This is a genomic window from Companilactobacillus metriopterae, assembly GCF_002762335.1.
In the GTDB taxonomy this organism is placed as follows: Bacteria; Bacillota; Bacilli; order Lactobacillales; family Lactobacillaceae; genus Companilactobacillus; species Companilactobacillus metriopterae.
Genome location: NZ_CP024610.1, coordinates 1,490,983 through 1,516,557, shown reverse-complemented (window position 1 = coordinate 1,516,557; position 25,575 = coordinate 1,490,983). Strand labels below are relative to the sequence as shown.

Here is a 25,575-nt window from a genome sequence, read left to right as displayed (position 1 = left end):
CTCACTTTATTGTGAGACACTTTTTTTATTTTCTTTATTATTGATTAGTTTAGTCATTTGACCGTTAGACAAAACTTTTAAGTAGTGCATGGCACGGCTACAAATTGTATACAAAACATCACGAGATCGATCATCAGGATAGTTATCTTGTGATGTATCGTGAACAAGAACAGCATCAAACTCCAACCCTTTAGCAAGGTAAACAGGCAGGATCAAGATACCCTTTTTTAGGGTTCTAATATCTGAATCAATCAACGAAACTGCTGTTTCATCACTAAAATGGACAAAGACTTGTTCTGCTTGTGCTTGATTCTTTGTGATTATAGCGACTGTTCCATATTTTTTTACTAGCTCACGAGCACTAGATTTTAATTCTGAGTAGTAGTTATTCTTGTCTAGTTCTAATGTTTCAGGTAATTCGCCACTTCTAGAGAAAGAACGAATTTCAGTGCCATCAGTCAAAATATCTTTTGCAAAATCAGTGATTTCTTTAGTTGAACGATAGCTTTGGTTCAGGGTGATTGTAGTTATTTTTTTATTCTCAAATAGATGATTAACAGATTCCACGATATCACTATGCTTATAAGTACTAGTCAAAACATCCTGTGCTTTATCACCAAGTAATGTGAGTTTAGCGTTAGGGAATGAGTGTTGAATGTATTTTAGTTGTGCAGAAGTGTAGTCTTGTACCTCATCAATGAATATATGTTGAATTCCTTGATTGATACCACCACTTGTAATTGAGTCTCGTAAATAAAGAATTGCGATCGAATCACTAAGTGTTATTTGGTGTGACTCAATGTTTTCATCGATGGACTCTATCATTGTTTCCCAAATTGAGTCATCAATGATATCTTGTTGATAATTGTTTAGTAGATAAATATATTCACGATAAGGATTGAAGAAATAATTATTAATAATGGCGTTGTAGATTGGTGCGTAACGATCTTTCAAAAATATTTCTGCAATAATGGATCTTTGATTGTTGGATTCTTGAATTTTATTATCAGTAATAATCTGTTGGAAATCTTCATCGGAAAGATTGTCGATTTCTTGTTGTACCCAATCAAGATCACGATCAAGATGTATTTTTCTTTGTAACATCTTGATGAGAGTATTCTTGGTTTTTAAAAATCTATCGGCGACACTATAGGCTTTATTCTGCTTGTCATAGATAGCTGATATCTCTTCGGCAGTAAAAAATGGTTTGCCTTCAAAAATCACATTATCAAAAGCTAAAGTATGATCTTTATTCTGTGTTTCTATATCATCTAAAGTAGCCAAAAAGTCTGAACTTTCTTTTAGTAATCGCATGTCTATCGTTGATTGTGGTAAGTTTTGCTCGTCTTTTTCATAACGTTCAAATAGTGTCTCAACATGGACACCTTGCAGACGTAGCGAGATGAATTCTCCTAGTGTAACTTGTCGCATATTTCTTTCACCCAAACTAGGTAATACTTCAGAAATATAGTTACTAAAAAGTTTATTAGGAGAAAATAAAATAATGTTGTCAGCCTGCATTGTCTCACGACTATGGTACAAGAGATAGGCTACTCGTTGTAGAATAGCCGAAGTCTTACCACTACCGGCAACTCCTTGCACTAGCAATATGTCAGATGAAGTATCGCGAATAATTGTATTCTGTTCTTGCTGAATTGTTGCTACGATATTTTTTAAATATTCATCACTGTATTCGTCAAGAACAGACTGAAGTATTTCGTCTCCAACGGTTTCGTTTGTATCAAACATATTGCGGAGCTCATTTTTAACTATTTGAAATTGTCTCTTTTTAGTTAATTCAACGTCAGCCTGTCCATTAGGTGTGGGATATTTTACGTGTCCCAGAGTACCGTTGTAGTAGATACCAGAAACAGGGGCGCGCCAATCGTAAATTAAGAAATCACCATTTTCATCTTGCAATGTAGATGTCCCAATATAAAGTGTATCTTTTTCACCATCTTCGATGATATCGATTCTTCCAAAGTAGGGAGAACCTACCAAATTATTTAGTTTTGTTAGATTAGATTGAAGGATATTTTCATTTTCAACTGCCATGTAAACTAGTTGTTTTTGTTGTTGGACACTGGCGTTAGTTTCCATCTGATCATCAATTTCTAGTGTATTAACACTAGTATTTTCGCCGTAATTTCTTTCGATCTTACTGGTTTCTTGATGAGCAGCTTCAATGTTTTCTTCAGTACTGACAATTTGCTCATCAATTATTTGAGCAATCTCAAGGACTCGTTTTTGTTCCTCTTTTTTTGTTTCAAACTCTACCATGATTGCTCCTTCCGTTGACAAAATATGTCTGGTACATTAATATTTAAAGAAATTAAGTATATTAAAGCATAGCATTTTTAAGTACTAATTCAAGTAGTTGAATTGAGAGAGTAGCTTCTTGGCTGAGAAAGTTACCAACCTTGTTTTAGGAAATGGGTATGGGTAGTAACCTTATAACTATTGAGTGGTAAATGCAACGCATTTACAATTAAGGTGGTACCACGTGCAAGCGTCCTATTGAATATTTCAATAGGGCGTTTTTTGTTTTAATAATTAGGAGGAAAATATGGCTAAAAAAACAATTTTGACAGGTGACAGACCAACTGGAAAGTTACATATTGGACATTATCTAGGATCACTAAAAAACAGAGTTAAACTTCAAAACGAAGGAAACTATGATGTTTATATTATGATTGCTGATATGCAAGCATTGACAGATAATGCCCGCAATCCTGAAAAAATCCGTAATTCATTGATTGAAGTTGCACTAGATTATCTAGCTGTGGGAATTGATCCAGCAAAATCTACTATTCTTGTGCAATCACAAATTAGTGCGTTGAATGAATTGACTATGTATTATTTGGATCTTGTTTCACTTGCAAGACTTGAAAGAAATCCTACTGTTAAGAGTGAAATTAAGCAAAAAGAATTTGGTCAAAGTATTCCTGCAGGATTCTTAACATATCCAGTTTCTCAAGCAGCTGATATTACTGCTTTCAAGGCTGACACTGTACCAGTTGGCGATGATCAGGAACCTATGTTGGAACAAACTCGTGAAATCGTTCGATCATTTAATCGTATTTATGAAACTGACGCTCTGGTTGAACCAGAAGGAGTATTCCCTCCTAAAGGACAAGGAAGATTACCAGGAATTGATGGCAATGCCAAGATGAGTAAATCACTTGGTAACTGTATTTATCTATCAGACTCTGAAGAAGAAGTTACCAAGAAAGTTATGTCAATGTACACAGACCCAAACCATATTCGTGTGGAAGATCCTGGTCAAATAGAAGGTAACACGGTATTTACATATCTTGATGCTTTCGGTACTGATACTGAAAAAATTGCTGAGTTAAAGGCTCAATATCAAGCCGGTGGTTTGGGAGATGTTAAGGTTAAGAGATATCTAAATGAAGTTCTTCAAGAAGTTTTGACACCAATTCGTGAAAGACGTGAAGAATATGCAAAAGATATCCCAGCTGTATACGAAATACTAAAACAAGGTAGTCAAAGAGCTAATAACGTTGCAAATCAAACTTTACAAGAAGTTCGAGATGCTATCGGAATTAACTATTTTAAATAATTTCAAAATATAAAACGTTTTCTTAAAAAATATGCTGTATTTAACTATTGATTTTTTCAACAGTTGGGTATAGCATATTTTTTATGCCAAATTACATATCAACTTATGAAGGAGAATTATGAGAGACGATTATACTTTATTTGGTTTTACCATGAGATTTATGTTATTAAAAAAACGAGTTGTTAATAATTTTTTGAAGGATACTGATCTTAATGCTGTAGATGCAGGTATCATGCAGATTTTAAGTAAGCATCCTGGCTATGGTCAAGACCAACTTGTGGAAACAACTATGCTTGATCGAGCGTCGGTCGCTAGATCTATGAAGAAACTAGAACATCTTAAATATGTTTCTAGAGCAGTAGATCCAAATAATCGAAGAAAAAAAATTGTTAGTATAACTGTTTCGGGAGAAGATTTTGTAAACGAAATTAATTCTTCACTGAGTGAAATTAATGAGATGATTTACAAAAATATTACTGAAGAAGAATCTGATCAATTGGAAAAAATTCTTGCTAAAGTTTATAACAATTTTGATTTTAATAAATTCTCCGATGATAAGTAATTTACAAATATAGAAAGAAGGCAACACAATGGCTAGCAACGAAAACGTTGATATAAATGGTAAGTCATACAATAGAACCTTGATGGTTCTAATTTTACTTATCGGTACATTCTGTACAGTTTTAAATAGTACTTTGTTAACAACTGCATTTCCTACACTGATGAAAGAGTTTGATGTAACAACATCATCAGTACAATGGTTGACTACAGGATTCCTAATGGTCAACGGGGTTATGATTCCGGTTACTGGCTGGTTAAGTTCAAATATTAGTTCGAAAAAACTATACATTACAGCAATGACAATTTTCTTAATTGGTACAATTGCATGTTTTGTGGCTCCAAACTTTGGAACAATCTTAGCAGGTAGATTGATTCAAGCGGTCGGTGTTGGTATTACAATGCCACTTATGCAAATTACAATGCTTTCAATATTCCCAGCAAATCAACGTGGTTCTGCCATGGGATTGGGTGGTCTAGTTATTGGATTGGCTCCAGCTATTGGACCTACACTTTCAGGTTGGATCATTGATACTTATCAATGGCGTGTATTGTTCGGTATGATTATTCCTATCGTTGTTTTGGTATTAATTGGTGCTATTTTCCTAATGCGTCCAGTTATTACTTTACGCAAATCAAAATTAGATATTCTTTCACTAATTCTATCTTCTGCAGGATTTGGATCATTGCTATATGGATTCTCATCTGTTGGTGATAAAGGTTGGGGTTCATCAGTCGTTATCACAGGAATTGTTGTTGGTGTAATTCTGATTGTTATATTTGGAATTCGCCAATTGAGAATGGATAATCCATTCTTGGAATTACGTGTTTTCAAGGAAAGAAGATTTGCTATCTCTGCTGCTCTATCATCAGTTACCAATATGGCGATGGTTGGGGTAGAAATGATTCTTCCACTTTACTTACAAATTGTTAGAGGAATGTCTGCTTTCCATTCAGGACTTACTCTATTACCAGGTGCTTTGATGATTGGTATCATGAGTCCAATTACAGGACGTGCATTTGATAAGTACGGTGCTAAAGATCTTGCAAGAATGGGTATGTTCTTCTTAACTGTTGGTACAATACCTTTCTTATTCTTAACTAAGAACACACCTGTTGTGGATATTATCTTCCTATATATGATTCGTATGTTTGGTATTTCAATGGTAATGATGCCTACAACTACAGAAGGTATGAACGCTTTACCAGTAGAATTGATGTCTCATGGTACTGCTGTTAATAATACTGTTCGACAAGTATTTAGTTCAATGGGAACTGCTATCTTGGTCAGTGTTCTAACAAACGTAACAAGTAATCAATCTCCAGCAAATTCAATTCTTAAAGCAAATCCATTACAATATAAGGATAAATTCTTCGATGCTACTCTAAGTGGTTATCACGCAGCATTTGCTGTGGCAATTCTGTTCTGTGTTATCGGATTACTAATTTCATTTATGATTAAGAGAAATAAAGATTTAAAAAATGTTTCTACTCAAGATGTAAATGTAAAAGATTTAAATAAAGAAGAAATGGCAGGTGATATGTAATGGTTTTGGTTATAATACTTGCCAGTGTTTTAATATCATATTATTTTGCAGTTTATGTAAAGAATAAAAAAGTTGGTTATTCAGTTGCTAGTTTATTTATTCTTGTTCTAATTGGATCACTTTCATTGCTGGTTGCTAATGAATATAGCCATTTTGGTATGGAACAAAAAACTACAAGTACTACTGAAGATATTCATCCAGTTCAATCAGGTATGAATGTTTTGATTTACAAACAAGTTGGTACTAGTGGTAAAGAAAATGTTTACGTCTATAAAACAAGTAAGGACAAACATTCTAAAGACACATCTCATACTAAAGTAGACGTTAACGTAACTAACAAAGTTAAATATGGTACTTATGAAAATCCTAAGTTGACTAAAAAGACAACACACTGGGTTTATAAAAATGATTTCTACAAATTACTATTCGGAATTGCCAATAACGACAATGAATATGTTAAACAAACAAATACTTTCTATATCGATAAATCTTGGGCAACTATGTCCACAGATGAAGCAAAACAGCTTCAAAAGATGATGGGAAGTAAAGAAGTTCAAGCTCAAAGCAAAGAACAAGGTGAGGCATATGTTAAAGCCGCATTAGCAAAGGCTATGCAATCTAATCCATCTATGACACCTGATCAACAAAAGCAGGTTATCTCAGATGCTCAAGCACAATATCAAGCCGCTGCTTTAAAACAAGCACTAAAAACAATTAGAAGTAAATAAAAATAAACTCTTAGTCTAAATGGCTAGGGGTTTATTTTTTTGTAGTGTAAAATAATTATAAATTGGAGGGAAATATTTTGAATATCATTGAAATAAATAACTTGGTTTATCGGGTAGATAGCAACACTATCATCGATAATGTAAGTTTAAAAATATCTAAAGGTGAGTATCTGACATTTATAGGTCCTTCTGGAAGTGGTAAAAGTACTCTAATGAAATTAATTTCAGATATGATTTCTCCTACATCAGGGGAAATTATTTTTGAAGGAAAAAATATGGACGATTACGATCCTACGGAATATCGTAAGAAGGTATCGTATGCTTTTCAACAACCTAATTTATTTGGCAAAACTGTCAGAGACAACTTAGAGTTTCCGTTTGAATTGAGAAATGAAAAAGTGGACACTGAAAAAATAATTGATTATCTCAAATTAGTTAATTTAGATGAGTCATATTTAGAAAAAAATGTAACTGAAGTTTCTGGTGGGGAACGTCAGCGTGTTGCACTATTAAGAAATCTTTTATTTACTCCGGAAGTCATTATCTTGGATGAAGTAACCGCAGGACTTGATACAGATAATAAGCAAATAGTTCATAACTTAATCAATCAATTTAATAAGGATTATAAAGTCACTGTTTTGCAAATTACTCATGATGAATCTGAAATTGATGAAGCTAAGAAAATTATAAATATTGTGGGAGGGAAGATAGAAAATGAATGACACACTATCAGTATCTAATTCGACATTAGCGCTAGGATTTGTCCTGGTCATAGTTGCTTTGGTAATTGGATACAAAGAAAAATTGGGAATTGATAAAGATATTATTATTGGCGTTGTGCGCGCAATAATTCAACTATCCGTTGTTGGTTATGTTTTAAAATACATCATAAAGGTAAATAACCTTTGGCTAACCTTAGCGTTTTTTGTGATTATCATTTTGAATGCGTCATATAATGCTGGAAAAAGAGGAAATGGTATCCCTCACGCATTTGAGTATTCATTGTTAGCAATTTTTGTAAGTACGTCGGTAACCTTAGGTACATTAATTTGGACAGGATCTATTCAATGTATTCCCCAACAAGTAGTTACTGTAACAGGAATGATTGCAAGTAACACAATGGTGGCAATTGGTTTGAGTTTTAGAAATATGAAGCAAACATTTACAGATCGCCAACAACATGTTTTGGAAAAACTTGCTCTAGGTGCAGATGTTAAATTAGCATCACTGGATATTTTAAGAGAAAGTATCAAGAGTGGTATGCAACCAACAATTGATTCAATCAAAACTTTGGGATTGGTAAGTTTACCAGGAATGATGTCAGGTTTGATATTTGCTGGAGTTGATCCAGAAAAAGCTATTAAATATCAGATTATGGTAACTTTCATGTTATTGTCCGCTACTAGTATTGGATCAATAGTGTCATGCTATCTAGCTTACAAAGAGTTCTTTAATAAGAAAAAACAACTAAAAATGGATCTACTGTCTTGATTATTTACTAAATGGTCTACTCAGTAGACCATTTTTTTTATATAATGTATTTAATAGGATGTGATTATTATGAAGTTAGCGGTAATCGAAATTGGATCTAACTCTATCAGAACATCAGTATACAAGTCTTCTAAAAAAAATCGATTCAAGACTTTGGATCGATGGCGTGAACCTGTTCGATTGGGGAAATCAATTGCACAGAGTAGATTATTAACGAATGATCAAATTGCAGAGACTGTAGATGTTCTGAAACAATTTCAGTATAGAATTAGAAATTTTGATGTAGATAAGACAAGCCTGATAGCCACTGCAGCTGTGAGACTTGCAAAAAATCAAGAACAGCTTGTTTATGCTGTTCAAAAAGAAACAGGTCTTCAACTATCAATTATTGATGAAAAAGAAGAAGCATATTACGATTACGTTGCTGTACGAAGTACCATGCGCAATAGTGATGCTTTGATTGTCGATGTTGGTGGTGGAAGTACCGAGATTAGTTTGTCTGTAAAAAACCAATTAAAGCATGCAGTAAGTATCCCGATTGGTGCAATTTCGATCTCAGATATGTATTTGAGCCATGATCCAATATCTAATAAGGATCTAGATAAGGCGAAAAAAGACATAGCAGATAGAATCAGTGAATTTTCTTGGATGGTAAATTCAAATAATTTTATTGGTTTAGGTGGTACTATGCGTGCTGTTGCAAGTATTTTAAATAGAGAAGGTAAGAAGAAAAAGAGCCTGCATAACTCTATAATTACTGAGCAACAAATAAATGACTTATTTAATAGATTTCTGCATATCTCTGAGGATGAACGTAGCCATATTCGCGAATTGAGCGATGGACGTTATGAGGTGATCTTGGGTGGTATGTTGATTATTTCTGAAATACTAAAAAAATCCCCCGCGAAAGAAATCAGATTTTCTAATTTCGGTGTTCGCGAAGGATATGTTTTTAATTATTTTCAAAAGAATAATAAGAATTAGGCTCTACTCAATAAAACTAATTCAGTAGAATCTATGATGTGACCACGAGATTTGTCTATAAGTTCGTTTAGCCAAAAACCTTGTTTTATATCAAGCTTTTCATCTAAAGCATAAACTTTTAGTACATAGTTGTGATCCTTATCAGGTGGCATAGGACCGTTGTATCCTTCTGTGAATGGTTCATCACCGTTAGAAATTAACGGAGAAGCAGAACTGTTCTTTCCTTGGATAAGAGATGAATCTTCTTGGCTAGCATTTTCTTTTAACAAAGAAATATTAGGATCTAAATTAGCAACGGTCCAATGAATCCATTCGAATCCACAGACTGGAATTGAATCAGGATCAGAGAAAACTAAATCGACACTTTGAGTGTTTTCAGGAATATCGAGAAATTCAATCGGGAAACTTACTACGGGTTTCTCGTTTTTCATTTTTGAACTGTATTTTCCATATAAATCAGGTAAGTAACCATTTTCCAATGGGATGTTTACTTTCATAATAAAGACTCCTTTAAAATTGAGGTATAAAGATGAATAACAAAAACTTATCTAAGAATATTTTAGATCAAATCGAAGCGATTGAACAACAATCTAATAAAAAAATAAATATATCAAATGATTTTCAAGAATTTGAATTTATCACATTGGATCAAGCAATTCATCAAACTACAGATTCTGAAATTAACATAACTGTTAAAAATGAAAAATACTTTGAGTTCGTTCTTTCACATGAGCTACATCATATAATGTTTGAAATATCTGATGAACCTTCAGTTAGTAATGCTGTAACAAGCGGTAATCAAGGACTGGACGGACGTATATTATCAACAGCAAACTCGATTTTTGAAAGTTTGGAACATGTCCAAGTTATCCAAGATCAATTGGAAGATGGTACATTAACTGACGAAATAAAAGATCTATATCTACAGGGGATTGAGAAAGCACTACATCCTAATGTTGACTTAGATGAGAATAATTTACACTTTTATCAAATTTTGATTATGTTAGATGGCATGATTTTTTCTCAACATAGCCATGACGAGCAGTGGAAACAAGATATGCCAGTGGTCTATGGTGTTGTTACTGAAATGCTGAAGGAAATAGAATCTAGTGATTTATCTAAGCCTACCGAGTTTCGTAGAACATTAATTAATACATTAGATATGTATGATAATTACATTACTAATGCTGGCTATGAAGGTATGAATTACCATGATTTTTTGAATATTACTCCGATTGTTTCAGAACGTCAGTTAAGGTTAAATTTGAACCAAAATTATCAAATAAAGCATTCCGTATTTAAAAATAGAGCTACTGGAAAAGATGGTTTTGTCTTGATAGGAACAAAAGATGAACAGTCTGTAGCTACTCTAAATATTGATCCAAAACTAGTAAAACCTGAATTCTATCAAGTTTATTATAGTCGTACAGTTAAAGATGTTTTTGAAGGTAACGGAATTGATTATCTTATAAGATAGACCGGTGATTATGCTATACTAAATAACGATTTAAACCCCAATGGAGGCAAGCTAAATGTCTGAAAAAAATACATTTTACGTAACAACACCAATCTATTATCCATCTGGAAGATTAACGATTGGTAATTCTTATACAACTATCGCTGCAGATACATTAGCACGTTACAAACGCCAAGAAGGATACGACGTATTCTTTTTGACTGGTACTGATGAACATGGATTGAAGATTGAAGAAAAGGCTGAAAAGTTAAACATGAAGCCTAAAGAGTATGTAGATATGATGGCTACTCAAATTAAAGATCTATGGAAACTTTTGGAAATCTCAAATGACAAATTTATCCGTACAACAGATCAGTATCACGTTGATGCTATTCAGAAGATTGTTGAACAATTGATTGATCAAGGTGATATCTATCTTGGAGAATACTTTGGTTGGTATTCAGTTGATGACGAAGAATACTTTACTGAATCACAACTTGAAGAAGTATACCGTGATGAAAACGGCAAGGTAATCGGTGGTAAAGCTCCATCAGGTCATGAAGTAGAATTAGTTAGTGAACCATCATATTTCTTCAAGATGAGAAAATACGCTGATCGTTTATTGAAATATTACGAAGACAATCCAACTTTCATCCAACCAGAAATACGTAAAAATGAGATGATTAACAATTTCATCAAACCTGGTCTAGAAGATTTGGCTATTTCTAGAACTTCTTTTGATTGGGGAATTCCTATAAAGAGTGATCCTAAACATGTTGTTTATGTTTGGATTGATGCTTTGATGAACTATATTACTGCCCTAGGATATGGTAGTGATGATGAAACATTGTTCAATAAGTATTGGCCTGCCGATGTTCATTTTGTAGGTAAAGAAATTGTGCGTTTCCATACTATTTATTGGCCAATCATGCTTATGGCGCTTGACTTACCACTTCCAAAGCAAATTTTTGGACATGGATGGTTATTGATGAAAGAAGGTAAAATGTCTAAATCTAAGGGAAATGTTGTTTACCCTGAAATGCTAGTTGAACGTTATGGATTAGATGCACTTAGATATTACTTAATGCGTGCAATGCCATTTGGTAATGATGGAATGTTCACACCAGAAGATTTCGTGGATAAGGTCAATTATGATTTGGCAAATGATTTGGGAAATCTTCTAAATCGTACGGTTTCAATGATTAATAAATACGATGATGGAAAAATTCTATCAGTAAAAACAATTTCAGAATACGATAAGTCCTTAGAAGACAAGTATGCGGAAACAATAACTACTTATCGTGATCAAATGGATAAATTCCAATTTCCAGATGCGCTAGCAAGTGTCTGGAGTTTAATTAGTCGTGCAAATAAATATATCGATGAGACACAACCTTGGGTTTTAGCAAAAGATGAATCTAAGAAAGAAGAACTACAATCTGTTTTAGGTCATCTAGCAGAAACTTTACGTTTAGTTGCTTTATTAATTGCACCTGTAATGACACAAGCACCTGCAAAAATCTTTGAGCAATTAGGATTATCAATTGACTCTGATAATTGTTTTGAATTTGGAGATACAGTTGTTGGTAAGACAGTAACTTCTAAACCAGAACCTATTTTCCCAAGACTTGATACTGAAGAGGAAGTTAACTATATCAAGGAAAAAATGGCAGAAGAAAAAGCTAAAAATGGTGCTGGCAAGCTAAGTAAGTCTGCCCAAAATAAGTCTAAGCAAGAAGAAACTGATGACGAATTCCCTAAAGAAATCGAATTTGATGATTTTGCTAAAGTAAAAATCATAGTTACTGAAGTTCTAGATGTAAAACCTGTTGAAAAATCTGACAAATTGCTTCAATTTAGATTAGATGATGGTTCAGGAGTTGATCGCCAAATTCTTTCAGGTATGCACAAATTCTATCCAGATTACAAAGAATTAATTGGTAAGAAAATTCTTGCAGTAGTTAACTTGAAACCACGTAAGATGGTCGGAGAGTGGAGTAATGGAATGTTACTTTCATCAGAACTAGGAGATGAAGTTAAACTTGCAATCGTTGATGATTCTCACCAAAATGGAGCAATTATAGGCTAATGAAAATTTTTGATACTCATACACATTTAAATGATGAAGCTTTTGCAGGTAAGGCAAAAGAATATATTTCTCGTGCAGCAGAATTAGATGTAGATGAAATGGCAATTATTGGTTCTAATGAAGAATTCAATATTGAAGCAATCCGCCTAGCTCAAAATTATAAGCAATTATATGCGGTCATTGGTTGGCATCCAGAATTTGCTGACAAATATAATGAAGATCAGTTGATTAACCAAATCAAGCTTCCTGAGGTTGTAGGTATTGGTGAAATTGGATTGGATTATCATTGGCCAGAAAATCCCAGTCATGAAATTCAAAAAGAAGTTTTCATTAAGCAATTATCTGTAGCTCGTCAGTATGATATGACGGTAAGTATTCACTGCCGTGATGCATTTGATGATATGTATGAAATTTTAAGTAATGAAAATATTTCAGGTATGGATATTATTTTGCATAGTTTCAATGGTGATGTTGACTGGCTGAATAAATTCTTAGATTTAGGATTGTGGATTTCTTATAGTGGAGTTTCTACTTTCAAAAATACAAAAGAAGTACATGAGTCAGTTAAGAATACTCCTCTAGATAGAATGCTTGTTGAAACAGATGCACCATATCTATCACCAGAACCATATCGTGGACGTCAAAACGAACCAGCGTATACTCGCTACGTTGTAGAAGCTATTGCTGGATATAAAGATATTGGTCCAACAGAAGTAGCACAGGCAACATATAACAACGCACATAAGGTGTACAAGATAAAATAGTATGATAAAAAAGATAAAAGAAATTATTGTAGTTGAAGGAAAGTCGGATACTAATCGTCTTAAAGACTGTTTAGGGGATGTTGATACCATTGAGACAGTGGGGTCAGCATTAGATGATCGCACCATTCATCAAATAAAGTTAGCTCAAAAAACCAGAGGAGTCATTATCTTCACCGACCCTGATTTTAATGGCAATAGGTTGCGTACACTTTTGATGAAAGAAGTGCCAGATGCGAAACAAGCATTTTTAACGAGAGCTTCAGCAGCTCCCAAAACTAGCAATCACAATAGCTTAGGTATTGAGCATGCAAGCAATCAAGATATTGAATTAGCCTTGGAAAATGTCTATGAAATATCAAATGATGATTTTGAACCATATACAATTGTAGATATGTCAGATTTAGGATTGTCTGGTGACAAAGATTCTCAAAATCTCCGCAACTATGTGGGAGATAAGCTAAATATTGGCTCAACAAATGCCAAACAGTTTAGAAATCGATTGAATATGTTTCAAGTTGATAAAAGACTATTAGTAGATACCATAAATAACTTTAAAAAGGGAAAATGATGCCACGAAATAAATTAAGTATTTCTGATCCAATTAAAACGAATGAAATTTTACGCAAGTACAAGCTGCGTGCTAAGAAGAGCTTAGGCCAAAACTTTTTGACTAATCCTAAAGTTCTAGATGATATTGTAGATGCAAGTCAACTAAATCTGGATGAAGTAGCTATTGAAATTGGCCCAGGTATTGGTGCTCTAACTGAAAAATTAGCAGAGGTCTCTAAGCAGGTATATGCTTTTGAAATTGATGATAGTTTGATTCCAATCTTGCACGATACATTGAGTGACTATGACAATATTGAAATTATTCATGATGATATTTTAAAAGTAAACTTAGATCAGTTTGTTAAAGATCATGGTTTAGAAAATACAACAATTAAAGTAGTTGCTAATTTGCCTTACTACATCACTACACCAATCATGCTTAATTTGATTAATAGTCAGTATTCATTTAAATCATTAGTGTTGATGATGCAAAAAGAAGTTGCTGAAAGAATCACCGCAAAACCTGGAACAAGGGACTATGGTTCATTAACAATTGGTGTTCAGACAAAAATGAATGCACGTATAGAAAGAATTGTTGGTGGTAAATCGTTTATTCCTCGTCCAAAGGTTGATTCAGCTGTTGTCGTTTTAGAGAGACTGCCAGAAGATCAGATAGATATTGAAGACCCTGTATTTTTTGATAAGCTAGTACGATCCTCATTTGCACAGAAGCGTAAGAGTTTAACAAACAATTTATTAAACTGGCTGGGTCGCAATGATGATAGTCGTGAAAAAATTAAAGAGGCGTTTGAAATCTGTAATATTCCAGAAAATGCTCGTGGAGAACAAGTTTCAATTGAACAATTTAAACAATTAGCAACAGAAATTAAAAGATTATTTAAAAAATAGAGATTTTTGTTACATTATTGTAAACGTTGTGATACTATGTTATGCTTAGTACTCTAGGGGGTAATGACATTATGCCAACATCTTTACAAACAATTAAGACACATCTTGATGAACATATCGGGGAAAACCTTACAGTGGTGGCGCAAGCCGGACGCAAGAAGGTTGTTCGTCGTAAGGGTACTTTAGCTGAAACATTCCATTCAGTTTTTGTTGTTAACCTTGATCAAGAGGAAAACTCATTTGAAAGAGTTTCATACAGTTACGCAGACTTACTTACAAAATCTATCGATATTACATTCGAAGGTGATGAAGTAGTCGATGCAGAAGTAGCTGAAGCAGAATAATAAAAAAACATCTACTTTGAGGGTAGATGTTTTTTTATTATTCAAAATTAGATAAGATTCCGCAAAAATACTTGCTATTTAATTTACATTGGGACATTATAAAATTAAGTTTTTACGGTAATTTATTGTATATATTTAATTTTAAGGGGAAAAAATGTCTAAAATACGAAGAAGCGAACGTTTGATTGATATGACTTTTTATCTATTGGAACGTCCTAATACCTTGATTTCACTATCGAATTTTGTGGAAAGATATGATTCGGCTAAGTCTTCAATTTCCGAAGATATTGGTATTATTCGCCGAACATTTATGATGAGGGGTATAGGGATGTTGGAAACCTTACCTGGTGCTGGTGGCGGAGTTCTGTACACTCCAGGTATATCAAAAGATGAGTCACAAAAATTTTTGAACGATATAAAAAATGAAATTGCTCAAATTGATCGTATTTTGCCAGGAGGATATTTATATCTATCCGATTTACTTACCAATCCCGAAATTTTAAAAACAATAGGTAGAATGATAGCTACGCAATATGCAGATAGTTCTATTGATGTTGTTATGACAGTTGCCACAAAGGGTATCCCTATTGCTCAAAGTGTTGCTAATTATCTTAATGTACCATTTGTCATTGTTCGACGTGATTCCAAAATCACTGAGGGTTCAACTATTAGTGTTAATTATGCTTCTGAATCTAGTGACCGTATTCAAAAGATGGAATTATCCAAACGTTCTTTAAAGGCAGGATCCAATGTTTTAGTTGTAGATGATTTCATGAAGGGCGGCGGAACTATCATTGGGATGAAGAGTTTGATTGAAGAATTTGATGCTAACTACATTGGAGCAACAGTATTTGTCGAAAATTCTACAACAAGTAACAATGTCTCTGAAAATTCCATTACATCAATGTTTAAAGTAAATGAAATTGATCCAAATAAAAAGTCAGTTTCGATTGATGAAGGAAACTTCATAGAAAATACAAATTTTAACTATTTTGAATAAAACTCAATTGAGTAGACTCCCTAAAAAATGCTATTATATATAATGTAAATAGTGTGACCGAAAGGGAGTCTTTTTTGATGTCAAATCGATATGTAATTATTCTTGCCGCCGGTAAAGGTACAAGAATGAAATCAAAACTTTACAAAGTACTGCATCCAGTCGCTGGTAAAGCAATGGTTGATCATGTTGTTACTCAGGTAGAAAAAATCAATCCTGAAGTAATTGAAACAGTTATTGGTCACGGTGCTGAAAAAGTGCAAGATCTACTAGGCGATAGAACTAAGTATGCGCTACAGTCTGAACAGTTAGGAACTGCGCATGCTGTTCAACAAGCAGAAGATGAATTGGGTTCAAAAGAAGGAATGACTCTGATTGTTAATGGTGATACACCATTATTCACAGCAGAAACTTTTGAAAATCTATTCAACTACCATGAAGAACAAAAAGCGGCAGTTACAATATTGACTGCTCATGCTGATAATCCATTTGGCTATGGAAGAATTATCAGAGATGAAAATAACGATGTTCAAGCTGTTGTTGAGCAAAAAGATGCAACGCCTGAACAACAAGATATCCGAGAAATAAATACTGGTGTTTATTGTTTTGACAATAAGTTACTATTTGATAACTTAAAAAATGTGAAAAATGATAATGCTCAAGGTGAATATTACCTGCCAGATGTAGTATCCATTTTAAGAGAACAAGGCAAAAAAATTGCTGCTTACCAAATGGATGACTTGAGTGAGTCATTGGGCGTGAATGATCGTATTGCGCTTTCCAATGCAGAAAAATTGATGCGCAAACGTATCAATGAAGATCACATGCGAGAGGGAGTAACAATTGTTGATCCTGAAAGCACATATATTGATTTTGGAGTAAAAATCGGTAATGATACAGTTATTGAACCGGGATCAAAGATTTTTGGAAATACAACCATTGGTTCAGATTGTTTGATTGGCTCAGGATCAAGAATTGAAAATTCAGTTATTGAAGATAATGTTCAAGTTATTAGTTCAACAATTGAAGATGCCGTTATGCACAATGGTAGTAATGTTGGTCCTAACTCACACCTACGTCCTAAAGCGGTTCTTGGCGAAGATGTACACGTGGGTAATTTCTGTGAAATTAAAAATGCTGAAATAGGTGATAGAACTAAGATAGGTCACCTAACTTATGTTGGTGATGCTACCTTAGGTACTGACATCAATGTTGGATGTGGTGTTGTTTTTGTTAATTACGACGGAGTGGGTAAGCATCATAGTAATATCGGTGATCATTCATTTATTGGAAGCAATTCTAATATTGTTTCACCAGTTAATGTTTCAGATCATTCATTTATTGCAGCAGGATCTACTATTACTAATGATGTGCCTTTCCACTCTTTAGCAATTGCTAGAGAAAGACAAACAAATAAAGAAGACTTCTGGGATAGACTTCCAGTATCTAAAAGTGAAGATTGGAATTAGGAGAAGAAAATGTCTGATAATAACAGCGATAGACCAATTAAAATTTTTGCACTAAATTCTAATAAACCATTAGCTGAAAAAATTGCCGAAACAGTAGGTATTCCACTGGGAAAATCATCTGTTACTCGTTTTAGTGACGGTGAAATTCAAATTAACATTGAAGAAAGTATCCGTGGTGCTGAAATTTTCTTGGTACAATCTACCAGCGCACCAGTTAATGATAATTTGATGGAATTATTAATTATGGTTGATGCTCTTAAGAGAGCTTCAGCAAGCACTATTAATGTTGTTATTCCTTATTACGGCTATGCTCGTCAAGATCGTAAAGCAAGATCTCGTGAACCTATTACAGCCAAACTAGTTGCAAACATGCTACAAAGAGCTGGTGTAAATCGTGTTCTAGCTCTTGATTTGCATGCTGCACAAATTCAAGGATTCTTCGATATTCCTGTAGATCACTTGATGGGTGCACCATTGCTAGCGGACTATTTCTTGAGTAATCATCTGGAAGAAAATGCTGTTGTTGTTTCTCCAGATCACGGTGGTGTTACAAGAGCTAGAAAGTTGGCTGAATTTTTGAAGACACCTATTGCCATTATCGATAAAAGACGTCCAAAAGCAAATGTGGCTGAAATCATGAATATTATCGGCAATGTTAAGGGTAAAAGAGCTATTATTATCGATGATATGATTGATACAGCTGGTACAATTACGTTAGCATCTCAAGCAATTATTGATGCAGGTGCAACAGAAGTATATGTATGTTGTACACATCCTATACTTTCAGGACCAGCTGTCGAGAGATTAGCTGCATCTCCAATTAAAGAATTGATTGTTACTGATTCAATAAACTTATCAGAAGACAAGAAGATTGATAAGTTAGTTCAAGTTTCTGTTGGACCACTTATTGGTGAAGCTATTAATCGTATTCATGACAATGAACCAGTCAGTCCATTGTTCAACACAAGATTTAACAGTTCAAACAATTAAAAAAAAGGAAATCCTATATAGGATTTCCTTTTTTTAATATCTATTTCTTTGATCATTTTGTTGTTGCAATAGATTTCTAATTTGAGTAAGTGTTTGAAGTTCTGGACTTTGATTCTGGCTTTGTTCAAACTTACTTTTAGAACCGTCACGTCGTAATTGATTCATAAGTCTCATGATCATGAATATTACGAACATAGTAATCAAAAATTCAATTATTGCATTAATCAGATCACCAACTAAGAATGTTGCACCTAATATTTGGAATTGCATAGCTGACAAGTTAATTTGTCCGATGAAGATACCAAGTAAAGGGTTAATAATTGAAGTTGATAGTGCAGCCACTAGTTTATTGAAAGCAGCACCAATAATAACACCGACTGCCAGGTCAACAGTACTACCACGAGAAATAAATTCTCTAAATTCTTGTAACATTTAATATCTCCTTTGAAAGTATAATATTAATTACTTTACTACAAAATTGTGAAAGATTGTTGAATCTATATAATTTTGTTATTACGAATATTCGATTGAAATTCAAGATATGCATCATTAAAAATATCATTTGTCTGATTTTTCAGCATAGATTTAGGGAAATAGAATCTTTCATCTCCCGTGAATCTACCTGAAAGTGCCTCTACCAAGGGGCTAACAGTAGATAACTCAATGAATGTTCCATCTGCTTGAACTAGTTCAATTTGAGTACGATTTTTTTGTTTCTTAGGATCATAAATATCATATGGTAAGTCAAAATTCGTATTTGTTGAAGTGTAGTAATTTTTTTCGAAACCAGCATTTTCCACAATATTAGCTAGAGTAGGAAGAAGATGTTCAGTATCACTGCTATATTCAACAGATTTGAATGGCTTTCTATTTAAAAATCGACTAGATAAATCTCTCAAGATAGCATCAGGAGAATCTTGCCAGATTGAGAAATAAGTATTGAGTATTCCGTCATCTAAACGAAGATAATCATCGATATCAACATCATTGCGGAAGAATGGCATAAGAAAATTCGATAGTTCAAATTTTTCTAATTGATTAGTATCAAATAGGTCTTTAGCACGTTTTAGCAATTTAGTTAAAACGACCTCCATACCCCTAGAGACAGGATGGAAATATACTTGTTGATACATTTGATATCTACAAATTAGATAGTCTTCCACAGCGTGCATACCGCTGGCATCAAAGACAATACCTTGCGAGTATGGTCGCATCATTCGCAAGATTCTTTTGAGGTCAAACATTCCATATTCAGTACCAGTGAAGTAAGCATCTCTCAGTAAATAGTCCATGCGATCAGCGTCTATCTGGCTAGATATCATCTGAACAACTTGAGGATTAGGGTAAGTTTTAGCGATAACACTGGCTACTTTATCTGGTAGATCTGGAGAAACTTGTTTTAAAATTTGATTAATTTCTGTTTTATCAGAAGTAATAATTTCTTGTGTCCATTTTTCATGATCAGTATCAAAAATATGTTCGAAGGTATGTGAGTAAGGGCCATGTCCAACGTCATGAAGTAGAGCAGCACAAAGTGCTACTATTCTTTCATCATCGTTCCACAAACCGTCATTTTCATTTTTAGATGGGTAATTTCTTTGGAAATTATCACATATTTGACGTGTAATATCGTAGACACCAATACTATGTGTAAATCTGGAATGTTCTGCACCATGAAATGTAAATGAAGTAGTCCCCAATTGTTTAACACGGCGAAGACGTTGAAATTCTTTACTATTTATAAGATCCAGAATAACCTTATGTTGAATATGAATATAGTTGTGAACAGGATCTAGGAATACTTTTTCTTTTGGCAACATTTCTATTTCGTAGGCCATTTTTATACCTCTGGTTGTTGGAGATTTTTTTGTTCAATTCGTTCAATTGAGTTTTTAAAATTTTTAATGTAAGTATCACTATCTTTTATAGTCTCAAAATTATCGTAATCAATATTGTAATCTAAAGCTATTCTATCAATAATTTTCTGTTTTGCTAAATAGATAGTTAAATTTGGCTCATCAAAGCTATCTAAATTTTCCATACATTCTGGATCAATTACAGGAAACTTGATTTTTTCGTTGATAGGTACATTGCTTAATTGATAAAAATTTTGCATCAAGTTGGATCTCAAGTTTTGATCACCACAAATACTGATGTAAGCCATGATAGCAACTGACTCTCCAACACGACGTTGAGATAATCCGGCGATTTTTTTGCCATTAATACTCAAATCATAAGTACCAGGGCAATAAGAATTTTCTATTTCTCCAGCTACAATGTTTTCATTAAAAGTTTCTCTGATAATTTTGTACATCAGTTCGTAGGCAGCATCAATTGAAAGTTGATCTTTTGATGGTAGGCAGATAGTAAAGTTTAAAACTCCATCATCTGAAACAACTCCAAGACCGCCAGAATTTCTGACAAAATAATCGTATTGTTGCTCTTTTAAATAAATTAATCCTTTAGATAGATTTGATAGTCTTAAATCTTGCATCCCAAGAATTACTGTCGGTTCAGTCGTCCAAAAGTGAATTACAGCTTTTTTCGTTTCAGAAGTATACTTTAAAATTGCTTCAGTGTTTGCAAAAGATGAGTATTTGGATGTTTTTTGTTTTTGATTGTATAATAAAATGGTATCATTCATTGAGTTTTCTTCTTTAGTAAATTATTTTAATATATATAATTTTATCATTTCGAGGTCTTATTTTTGGAAAATAATACAGATGTATCAGTAGAACTTAATATCGATATGCAGCAAGAAGACGAAATCAGTCGAACTACCATAATTGAACCGGGGAAATTTTCTCAGGTTGGTAAGTCTTTTTATCTTCGGTTTAGTGAAAAATTAGATGACAGTGAAGAAGCACTAATCACAGTGAAGATTACTGAAGATGGTGATGTGCTGGTTCGCCGTGTGGCTAGCTCAACTAAATTGAGTACTAATCTATATTTTACACATGGAGATTACAATTCAGGTCAGGTACAAACTGAATACGGATTGATGCCAATGAGAACATTTACTAAAAATTTAAGTGCAGAATTTTCAACAGAACCACTAGCTGGAAATATAAAGGTTGACTATGACTTAATAATTGGGGAAAATGTTATAGGTAATTACAAATTTAGATTGATTTTTAATGCTTAGCTGATATCATAATAACTAGACGCTTGTGAAAGGACGTGTACCTTTTGGAATTTGAAAAATTCAAAAATCAAAGAAAAGAAGAACTATCTCTAATTGAGGTGGCACTTGAACTTCTTGAAAATAACAATAAAAAAGTAATGAACTTTTCTGATATGATCAATGAAATTCAAACATATCTTGGTAGATCTGACGACCAAATTAAAGAAGCATTACCACAATTTTATACTGATCTAAATAATGATGGTAGTTTTCTATCTTTAGGTGAGAATGTTTGGGGATTACGCAAGTGGTATCCATTTGATTCTATTGATGAAGAAGTTAACCATCCAGAAGATAGTGGTGCTGAAAGTGCTCACAAGTCTGCATCTAAGGTTAACGCCTTCTTGAGTGATGACGTAGATGATGTTGTATCATTTGAAGATGATTCAGAACTAGGCGACGGAGATGACGAAGTTGCAGTATCTGGTGTTGTAGACAATGGTCCTGATCTATCTAAATTTACAAATGCTGATATCACAGCAGTAGATGAAGTTGATGATGAGGATGAAAAAGACGATAGCCTAGAAGATGGTATCGAAGGTCAACTAACAGAATTCGACGAAGATGAAGAAGACATCGATCTTGATGAAGAAGACGATGACGACAATTCAGACGACGACGAAGATTTATAAAATAAAAGGTTTGACGTAGGACTCATATAATCGTATTATATTGTTTGGGCTCTATTACAAAGGCTAATTAAAGGTTCCCTGTTCAATATTGAATAGGGGACCTTTTTATATTTTTTGAGTGTAAATCCCTACCAAAAATATGTGGAGGAACAGATATGACAAAGTATATTTTCGTTACAGGTGGAGTTGTTTCATCATTAGGAAAAGGTATAGTTGCCGCATCACTAGGACGACTATTGAAGAATCGCGGATTGAAAGTTACAATCCAAAAATTTGATCCATATATCAACGTTGATCCAGGAACTATGAGTCCTTATCAACACGGTGAAGTTTACGTTACAAATGACGGAACTGAAACAGATTTAGATTTAGGACACTATGAGAGATTTATCGATAATGATTTGAATAAATATTCAAATGTTACTACTGGTAAGATTTATTCAGAAGTTATCAGAAAAGAACGCCGTGGAGAATACAACGGTGCTACAGTACAAGTAATTCCACATATTACAGACATGATAAAACAAAAAATCATGCGCGCTGCTACAACAACTGATTCAGATGTAATCATTACTGAAGTTGGTGGAACAGTTGGGGATATTGAATCAACTCCATATTTAGAAGCTTTGCGTCAAATGAAAGCAGATGTTGGAGCAGAAAATGTAACTTATATCCATACTTCACTGGTGCCATATCTAAAGGCAGCAGGTGAGATGAAGACAAAACCTACACAACACTCAGTTAAAGAATTAAGAAGTATCGGTATTCAACCAAATATCTTGGTAGTTCGTACAGAACAAGAAATGCCACAAGATATGAAAAATAAGATTGCATCATTTTGTGATGTAGATCCAGAAGCAGTTATTGAATCAAGAGACGCTGACTCATTGTATTCAATCCCATTGAATCTTCAAGAACAAAAATTTGATGAAATTGTATGTAAATATTTGGGTATAGACACAAAACCTGCAGATATGGCAGATTGGAACAAACTTGTTGATCGAGTTAGAAACTTGAAACATAAGACAAAAATTACTCTTGTTGGTAAATATACAAAACTACAAGATGCTTATATCTCAGTTACAGAAGCATTACGTGCAGCTGGTTACACATATAATACTGATATTGAAATTGAAAAAATCTCTGCGGATTTGATCAATGAAGACAATGTTGCTGAATATTTGAAGGATTCAGATGGTATAATTGTTCCTGGTGGTTTTGGTAGTCGTGGTCTGGAAGGTATGATTACAACTATCAAATATGCACGTGAAAATGATGTGCCATTCCTAGGTATCTGTTTAGGAATGCAAATGGCAAGTATCGAATTTGCTCGAAATGTAGCTGGAATCAAAGACGCTACAACTGGTGAAGTTGATGACAAAGCTCCAAATAAAATTATTGATATCATGGCAGACAAAAAAGATGTTGAAGACATCGGTGGAACATTGAGACTTGGTGCTTACCCATGTAAGCTAAAAGAAGGTTCTAAAGCATATGAATCATATGATAGACAATCAGTTATTCAAGAACGTCATAGACATAGATATGAATTTAATAATGAATACCGTAAACAATTTGAAGAGTTAGGACTTACATTTTCTGGTGTTTCTCCTGATAATCGTTTAGTTGAAATTGTTGAAGTAACAGAAAATAAATTTCACGTTGCTGCTCAATATCATCCTGAATTTTTATCAAGACCAACAAGACCAGAAGGACTATTCAAAGCATTTATCGGTGCAGCTTCAGGTCTAGAAGAAGATTCGATCTAGATCCTAGCAGTCAATAAATACTTTAAGGATATTAAAGATGCAAAAACTAATAATTAATGGTGGAAAAAAACTTTCTGGTGAAGTGACTATTGGTGGAGCAAAGAATAGTACTGTTGCTATTATTCCAGCAGCAATACTTTCTGAAACTCCTGTAACACTTGATTCAGTTCCTCAAATTAGAGATGTGAATAACCTATGTTCTATCCTTAAGGATATGAATGTAAAATCTAGTATGAAGAATGATGTGTTGCATATCGATACAACAAATATTAAATTTGCTGAGCTACCAAGTGGTAAGGTAAGTTCTCTTCGAGCTTCTTATTATTTTATGGGTGCAATGCTTGGAAAATTTGGTAAGGCTATAGTTGGGTTCCCCGGTGGGGATGATATTGGACCTAGACCAATTGATCAACATATCAAAGGATTCGAAGCCTTGGGTGCAACTGTTGAAAACAGAAAAGGTCAAATTATCATAACTTCACCAGAGGAAGGACTTACTGGTGCCAAGATATTTTTAGATATGGTATCAGTAGGTGCCACTATTAATATTATTTTGGCTGCTGTAAAAGCAAAGGGAACAACAGTAATTGAAAATGCAGCTAAAGAACCTGAAATTATCGACTTAGCTACATTTCTGAATAATATGGGAGCCACTATACGTGGCGCTGGAACAGAGACAATTAGAATTGAGGGCGTCGATAGCTTGAAATCTAAGAATTCTCACACAATTATTCCAGATAGAATTGAAGCAGGAACTTACTTGAGCTTGGCTGCTGCAAATGGCGGCGGAATCAGAGTCAACAATATTATCAGTGAGCATTTGGATGCTTTCATTGCAAAATTAATTGAAATGGGCGTTGATCTTCAAATTGACGAAGATAGTATTTATGTTGGTGAAACTAAAAATATCAAGCCAATAAATGTGAAGACAATGCCATATCCTGGATTTGCGACAGACTTACAACAACCGATAACACCATTGTTAATGTCTGCAGCAGGTGAAGGGATGATTGTTGATACTATCTATCCTAAGCGAATCAAACATATCCCTGAATTAGTAAAAATGGGTGCAGATATCAGAAGTGAAAATGATCTTATTTTTATTAAGGGTGGAAAACCACTTAAGGGTGCCACAGTTTCAGCGGAAGAGATTCGAGCTGGTGCCTGCTTGATGATTGCAGGTTTGTTAGCTGAAGGACAAACAGTTATTAATAATGCTGAAAATATTCTACGAGGATACGATCAAGTTGTTTGGAAATTACATTGTTTACAAGCAGATGTTCAATTGATCGGTGATGACGAATTTAGATTTGAAATTTAATTGACAATGTTTTGGTCACATGATAAATTATAAAAAACTAAAAACAAGAGAGGATGTGTCGCTATTGAGAAATTAAGCAGAATATACAAGATTATACATAAATAACGTGTGTAGTTTTTTACTTTTGCTTAATTTAACTCAATAGTGTCAAACATCCTGTGCTGTAGATAAACACCATAGGACGCTATTTAAGCGTTCTTTTTTATTTGCC

The 25,575-nt window shown here is 33.8% G+C and carries 25 protein-coding genes; 20 read left to right on the top strand and 5 right to left on the bottom strand.

What is annotated here, in order from left to right; genetic code table 11:
• Nucleotides 1-6: 6 nt before the first annotated feature.
• Nucleotides 7-2,280, bottom strand: a complete 2,274-nt coding sequence (gene helD / locus CS873_RS07815; RefSeq protein WP_099975270.1) for an RNA polymerase recycling motor HelD — start codon at nucleotides 2,278-2,280, stop codon at nucleotides 7-9.
• Between the two features lie 286 nt (nucleotides 2,281-2,566).
• Between helD and trpS the strand changes: the two genes are divergently transcribed.
• The 7 genes from trpS (at nucleotide 2,567) to CS873_RS07780 (ending at nucleotide 8,891) form a co-directional block, all read left to right on the top strand.
• Entirely contained in the window at nucleotides 2,567-3,583 is a 1,017-nt protein-coding gene (trpS, locus tag CS873_RS07810) for a tryptophan--tRNA ligase (protein ID WP_099975269.1), read from the top strand.
• A gap of 118 nt (nucleotides 3,584-3,701) precedes the next feature.
• Nucleotides 3,702-4,145: a MarR family winged helix-turn-helix transcriptional regulator gene (locus tag CS873_RS07805; protein ID WP_099975268.1), complete on the top strand. Its 444-nt coding sequence runs from the start codon at nucleotides 3,702-3,704 to the stop codon at nucleotides 4,143-4,145.
• A 28-nt stretch (nucleotides 4,146-4,173) separates the two neighbouring features.
• Nucleotides 4,174-5,688, top strand: coding sequence for an MDR family MFS transporter (locus tag CS873_RS07800; protein WP_099975267.1), 1,515 nt, complete (start codon nucleotides 4,174-4,176; stop codon nucleotides 5,686-5,688).
• Nucleotides 5,688-6,416, top strand: coding sequence for a DUF4811 domain-containing protein (locus tag CS873_RS07795; RefSeq protein WP_099975266.1), 729 nt, complete (start codon nucleotides 5,688-5,690; stop codon nucleotides 6,414-6,416). Before CS873_RS07800 ends, CS873_RS07795 begins: the two co-directional genes overlap by 1 nt.
• 77 nt (nucleotides 6,417-6,493) lie before the next feature.
• Nucleotides 6,494-7,138 carry an ABC transporter ATP-binding protein gene (locus CS873_RS07790; protein ID WP_099975265.1) on the top strand — a complete coding sequence of 215 codons (645 nt, stop codon included), beginning with the start codon at nucleotides 6,494-6,496 and terminating at the stop codon, nucleotides 7,136-7,138.
• A complete protein-coding gene (locus tag CS873_RS07785) occupies nucleotides 7,131-7,907 on the top strand; it encodes an ABC transporter permease (protein WP_099975264.1) in 777 nt (258 codons plus the stop codon). Before CS873_RS07790 ends, CS873_RS07785 begins: the two co-directional genes overlap by 8 nt.
• A 69-nt stretch (nucleotides 7,908-7,976) precedes the next feature.
• Nucleotides 7,977-8,891 carry a Ppx/GppA phosphatase family protein gene (locus CS873_RS07780; protein WP_099975263.1) on the top strand — a complete coding sequence of 305 codons (915 nt, stop codon included), beginning with the start codon at nucleotides 7,977-7,979 and terminating at the stop codon, nucleotides 8,889-8,891.
• On the opposite strand, the gene CS873_RS07775 is transcribed toward CS873_RS07780, so the two are convergent.
• Complete coding sequence (locus tag CS873_RS07775; RefSeq protein WP_099975262.1) at nucleotides 8,888-9,388, bottom strand: YbhB/YbcL family Raf kinase inhibitor-like protein; 501 nt, start codon at nucleotides 9,386-9,388, stop codon at nucleotides 8,888-8,890. The genes CS873_RS07780 and CS873_RS07775 overlap by 4 nt on opposite strands.
• Nucleotides 9,389-9,420: 32 nt before the next feature.
• Here CS873_RS07775 and CS873_RS07770 point away from each other — a divergent pair, with 32 nt between their 5' ends.
• The 9 genes from CS873_RS07770 to CS873_RS07730 all read left to right on the top strand — a co-directional run bounded on the left by CS873_RS07770 (nucleotide 9,421) and on the right by CS873_RS07730 (nucleotide 18,458).
• The gene (locus CS873_RS07770) at nucleotides 9,421-10,368 is read left to right on the top strand and encodes an HELLH-NELLK family protein (RefSeq protein WP_245823054.1); all 948 of its coding nucleotides are present in this window, start codon (nucleotides 9,421-9,423) and stop codon (nucleotides 10,366-10,368) included.
• Nucleotides 10,369-10,423: 55 nt separating this feature from the next.
• Nucleotides 10,424-12,436, top strand: a complete 2,013-nt coding sequence (gene metG, locus CS873_RS07765) for a methionine--tRNA ligase (RefSeq protein ID WP_099975260.1) — start codon at nucleotides 10,424-10,426, stop codon at nucleotides 12,434-12,436.
• On the top strand, nucleotides 12,436-13,200 hold the full coding sequence (locus CS873_RS07760) for a TatD family hydrolase (RefSeq protein WP_099975259.1): 765 nt from the start codon (nucleotides 12,436-12,438) through the stop codon (nucleotides 13,198-13,200). The genes metG and CS873_RS07760 overlap by 1 nt, the downstream gene beginning before the upstream one ends.
• Nucleotide 13,201: 1 nt before the next feature.
• A complete protein-coding gene (gene rnmV, locus CS873_RS07755) occupies nucleotides 13,202-13,768 on the top strand; it encodes a ribonuclease M5 (protein ID WP_099975258.1) in 567 nt (188 codons plus the stop codon).
• A complete protein-coding gene (rsmA, locus tag CS873_RS07750; RefSeq protein ID WP_099975257.1) occupies nucleotides 13,768-14,658 on the top strand; it encodes a 16S rRNA (adenine(1518)-N(6)/adenine(1519)-N(6))-dimethyltransferase RsmA in 891 nt (296 codons plus the stop codon). The genes rnmV and rsmA overlap by 1 nt, the downstream gene beginning before the upstream one ends.
• Before the next feature lie 71 nt (nucleotides 14,659-14,729).
• On the top strand, nucleotides 14,730-15,002 hold the full coding sequence (locus CS873_RS07745; protein WP_099975256.1) for a Veg family protein: 273 nt from the start codon (nucleotides 14,730-14,732) through the stop codon (nucleotides 15,000-15,002).
• A gap of 154 nt (nucleotides 15,003-15,156) precedes the next feature.
• Nucleotides 15,157-16,002, top strand: a complete 846-nt coding sequence (gene purR, locus CS873_RS07740) for a pur operon repressor (RefSeq protein WP_099975255.1) — start codon at nucleotides 15,157-15,159, stop codon at nucleotides 16,000-16,002.
• 77 nt (nucleotides 16,003-16,079) lie between these two features.
• Nucleotides 16,080-17,468, top strand: coding sequence for a bifunctional UDP-N-acetylglucosamine diphosphorylase/glucosamine-1-phosphate N-acetyltransferase GlmU (glmU, locus tag CS873_RS07735; RefSeq protein WP_099975254.1), 1,389 nt, complete (start codon nucleotides 16,080-16,082; stop codon nucleotides 17,466-17,468).
• Between the two features lie 9 nt (nucleotides 17,469-17,477).
• Nucleotides 17,478-18,458 (top strand): ribose-phosphate diphosphokinase, encoded by a 981-nt coding sequence (locus tag CS873_RS07730; protein ID WP_099975253.1) that lies wholly within the window; start codon nucleotides 17,478-17,480, stop codon nucleotides 18,456-18,458.
• Between the two features lie 33 nt (nucleotides 18,459-18,491).
• On the opposite strand, the gene mscL is transcribed toward CS873_RS07730, so the two are convergent.
• The 3 genes from mscL to CS873_RS07715 form a co-directional block, all read right to left on the bottom strand.
• The gene (gene mscL, locus CS873_RS07725) at nucleotides 18,492-18,890 is read right to left on the bottom strand and encodes a large conductance mechanosensitive channel protein MscL (RefSeq protein WP_099975252.1); all 399 of its coding nucleotides are present in this window, start codon (nucleotides 18,888-18,890) and stop codon (nucleotides 18,492-18,494) included.
• 65 nt (nucleotides 18,891-18,955) lie between these two features.
• A complete protein-coding gene (locus tag CS873_RS07720; protein ID WP_099975251.1) occupies nucleotides 18,956-20,296 on the bottom strand; it encodes an HD domain-containing protein in 1,341 nt (446 codons plus the stop codon).
• 2 nt (nucleotides 20,297-20,298) lie between these two features.
• Nucleotides 20,299-21,102: a lipoate--protein ligase family protein gene (locus CS873_RS07715; RefSeq protein WP_099975250.1), complete on the bottom strand. Its 804-nt coding sequence runs from the start codon at nucleotides 21,100-21,102 to the stop codon at nucleotides 20,299-20,301.
• A gap of 63 nt (nucleotides 21,103-21,165) precedes the next feature.
• Here CS873_RS07715 and CS873_RS07710 point away from each other — a divergent pair, with 63 nt between their 5' ends.
• The 4 genes from CS873_RS07710 to CS873_RS07695 all read left to right on the top strand — a co-directional run bounded on the left by CS873_RS07710 (nucleotide 21,166) and on the right by CS873_RS07695 (nucleotide 25,364).
• On the top strand, nucleotides 21,166-21,603 hold the full coding sequence (locus CS873_RS07710; RefSeq protein ID WP_099975249.1) for a YwiB family protein: 438 nt from the start codon (nucleotides 21,166-21,168) through the stop codon (nucleotides 21,601-21,603).
• Between the two features lie 44 nt (nucleotides 21,604-21,647).
• Entirely contained in the window at nucleotides 21,648-22,274 is a 627-nt protein-coding gene (rpoE, locus tag CS873_RS07705; protein WP_342743836.1) for a DNA-directed RNA polymerase subunit delta, read from the top strand.
• A gap of 155 nt (nucleotides 22,275-22,429) precedes the next feature.
• Nucleotides 22,430-24,043, top strand: coding sequence for a CTP synthase (locus CS873_RS07700; protein WP_099975247.1), 1,614 nt, complete (start codon nucleotides 22,430-22,432; stop codon nucleotides 24,041-24,043).
• A 37-nt stretch (nucleotides 24,044-24,080) separates the two neighbouring features.
• Nucleotides 24,081-25,364: a UDP-N-acetylglucosamine 1-carboxyvinyltransferase gene (locus tag CS873_RS07695; RefSeq protein WP_099975246.1), complete on the top strand. Its 1,284-nt coding sequence runs from the start codon at nucleotides 24,081-24,083 to the stop codon at nucleotides 25,362-25,364.
• Nucleotides 25,365-25,575: the final 211 nt, after the last annotated feature.

Bases quoted from the DNA above. Each gene is read 5' to 3' on its own strand.
- helD (WP_099975270.1), bottom strand. From the start codon at position 2,280: ATGGTAGAGTTTGAAACAAAAAAAGAGGAACAAAAACGAGTCCTTGAG.
- CS873_RS07770 (WP_245823054.1), top strand. From the start codon at position 9,421: ATGAATAACAAAAACTTATCTAAGAATATTTTAGATCAAATCGAAGCG.
- CS873_RS07700 (WP_099975247.1), top strand. From the start codon at position 22,430: ATGACAAAGTATATTTTCGTTACAGGTGGAGTTGTTTCATCATTAGGA.
- CS873_RS07775 (WP_099975262.1), bottom strand. From the start codon at position 9,388: ATGAAAGTAAACATCCCATTGGAAAATGGTTACTTACCTGATTTATAT.
- CS873_RS07805 (WP_099975268.1), top strand. From the start codon at position 3,702: ATGAGAGACGATTATACTTTATTTGGTTTTACCATGAGATTTATGTTA.
- mscL (WP_099975252.1), bottom strand. From the start codon at position 18,890: ATGTTACAAGAATTTAGAGAATTTATTTCTCGTGGTAGTACTGTTGAC.
- trpS (WP_099975269.1), top strand. From the start codon at position 2,567: ATGGCTAAAAAAACAATTTTGACAGGTGACAGACCAACTGGAAAGTTA.
- purR (WP_099975255.1), top strand. From the start codon at position 15,157: ATGTCTAAAATACGAAGAAGCGAACGTTTGATTGATATGACTTTTTAT.
- CS873_RS07715 (WP_099975250.1), bottom strand. From the start codon at position 21,102: ATGAATGATACCATTTTATTATACAATCAAAAACAAAAAACATCCAAA.
- CS873_RS07720 (WP_099975251.1), bottom strand. From the start codon at position 20,296: ATGGCCTACGAAATAGAAATGTTGCCAAAAGAAAAAGTATTCCTAGAT.
- CS873_RS07800 (WP_099975267.1), top strand. From the start codon at position 4,174: ATGGCTAGCAACGAAAACGTTGATATAAATGGTAAGTCATACAATAGA.
- CS873_RS07695 (WP_099975246.1), top strand. From the start codon at position 24,081: ATGCAAAAACTAATAATTAATGGTGGAAAAAAACTTTCTGGTGAAGTG.
- rnmV (WP_099975258.1), top strand. From the start codon at position 13,202: ATGATAAAAAAGATAAAAGAAATTATTGTAGTTGAAGGAAAGTCGGAT.
- rsmA (WP_099975257.1), top strand. From the start codon at position 13,768: ATGCCACGAAATAAATTAAGTATTTCTGATCCAATTAAAACGAATGAA.
- CS873_RS07785 (WP_099975264.1), top strand. From the start codon at position 7,131: ATGAATGACACACTATCAGTATCTAATTCGACATTAGCGCTAGGATTT.
- CS873_RS07780 (WP_099975263.1), top strand. From the start codon at position 7,977: ATGAAGTTAGCGGTAATCGAAATTGGATCTAACTCTATCAGAACATCA.
- CS873_RS07760 (WP_099975259.1), top strand. From the start codon at position 12,436: ATGAAAATTTTTGATACTCATACACATTTAAATGATGAAGCTTTTGCA.
- glmU (WP_099975254.1), top strand. From the start codon at position 16,080: ATGTCAAATCGATATGTAATTATTCTTGCCGCCGGTAAAGGTACAAGA.
- metG (WP_099975260.1), top strand. From the start codon at position 10,424: ATGTCTGAAAAAAATACATTTTACGTAACAACACCAATCTATTATCCA.
- CS873_RS07730 (WP_099975253.1), top strand. From the start codon at position 17,478: ATGTCTGATAATAACAGCGATAGACCAATTAAAATTTTTGCACTAAAT.
- CS873_RS07745 (WP_099975256.1), top strand. From the start codon at position 14,730: ATGCCAACATCTTTACAAACAATTAAGACACATCTTGATGAACATATC.
- CS873_RS07795 (WP_099975266.1), top strand. From the start codon at position 5,688: ATGGTTTTGGTTATAATACTTGCCAGTGTTTTAATATCATATTATTTT.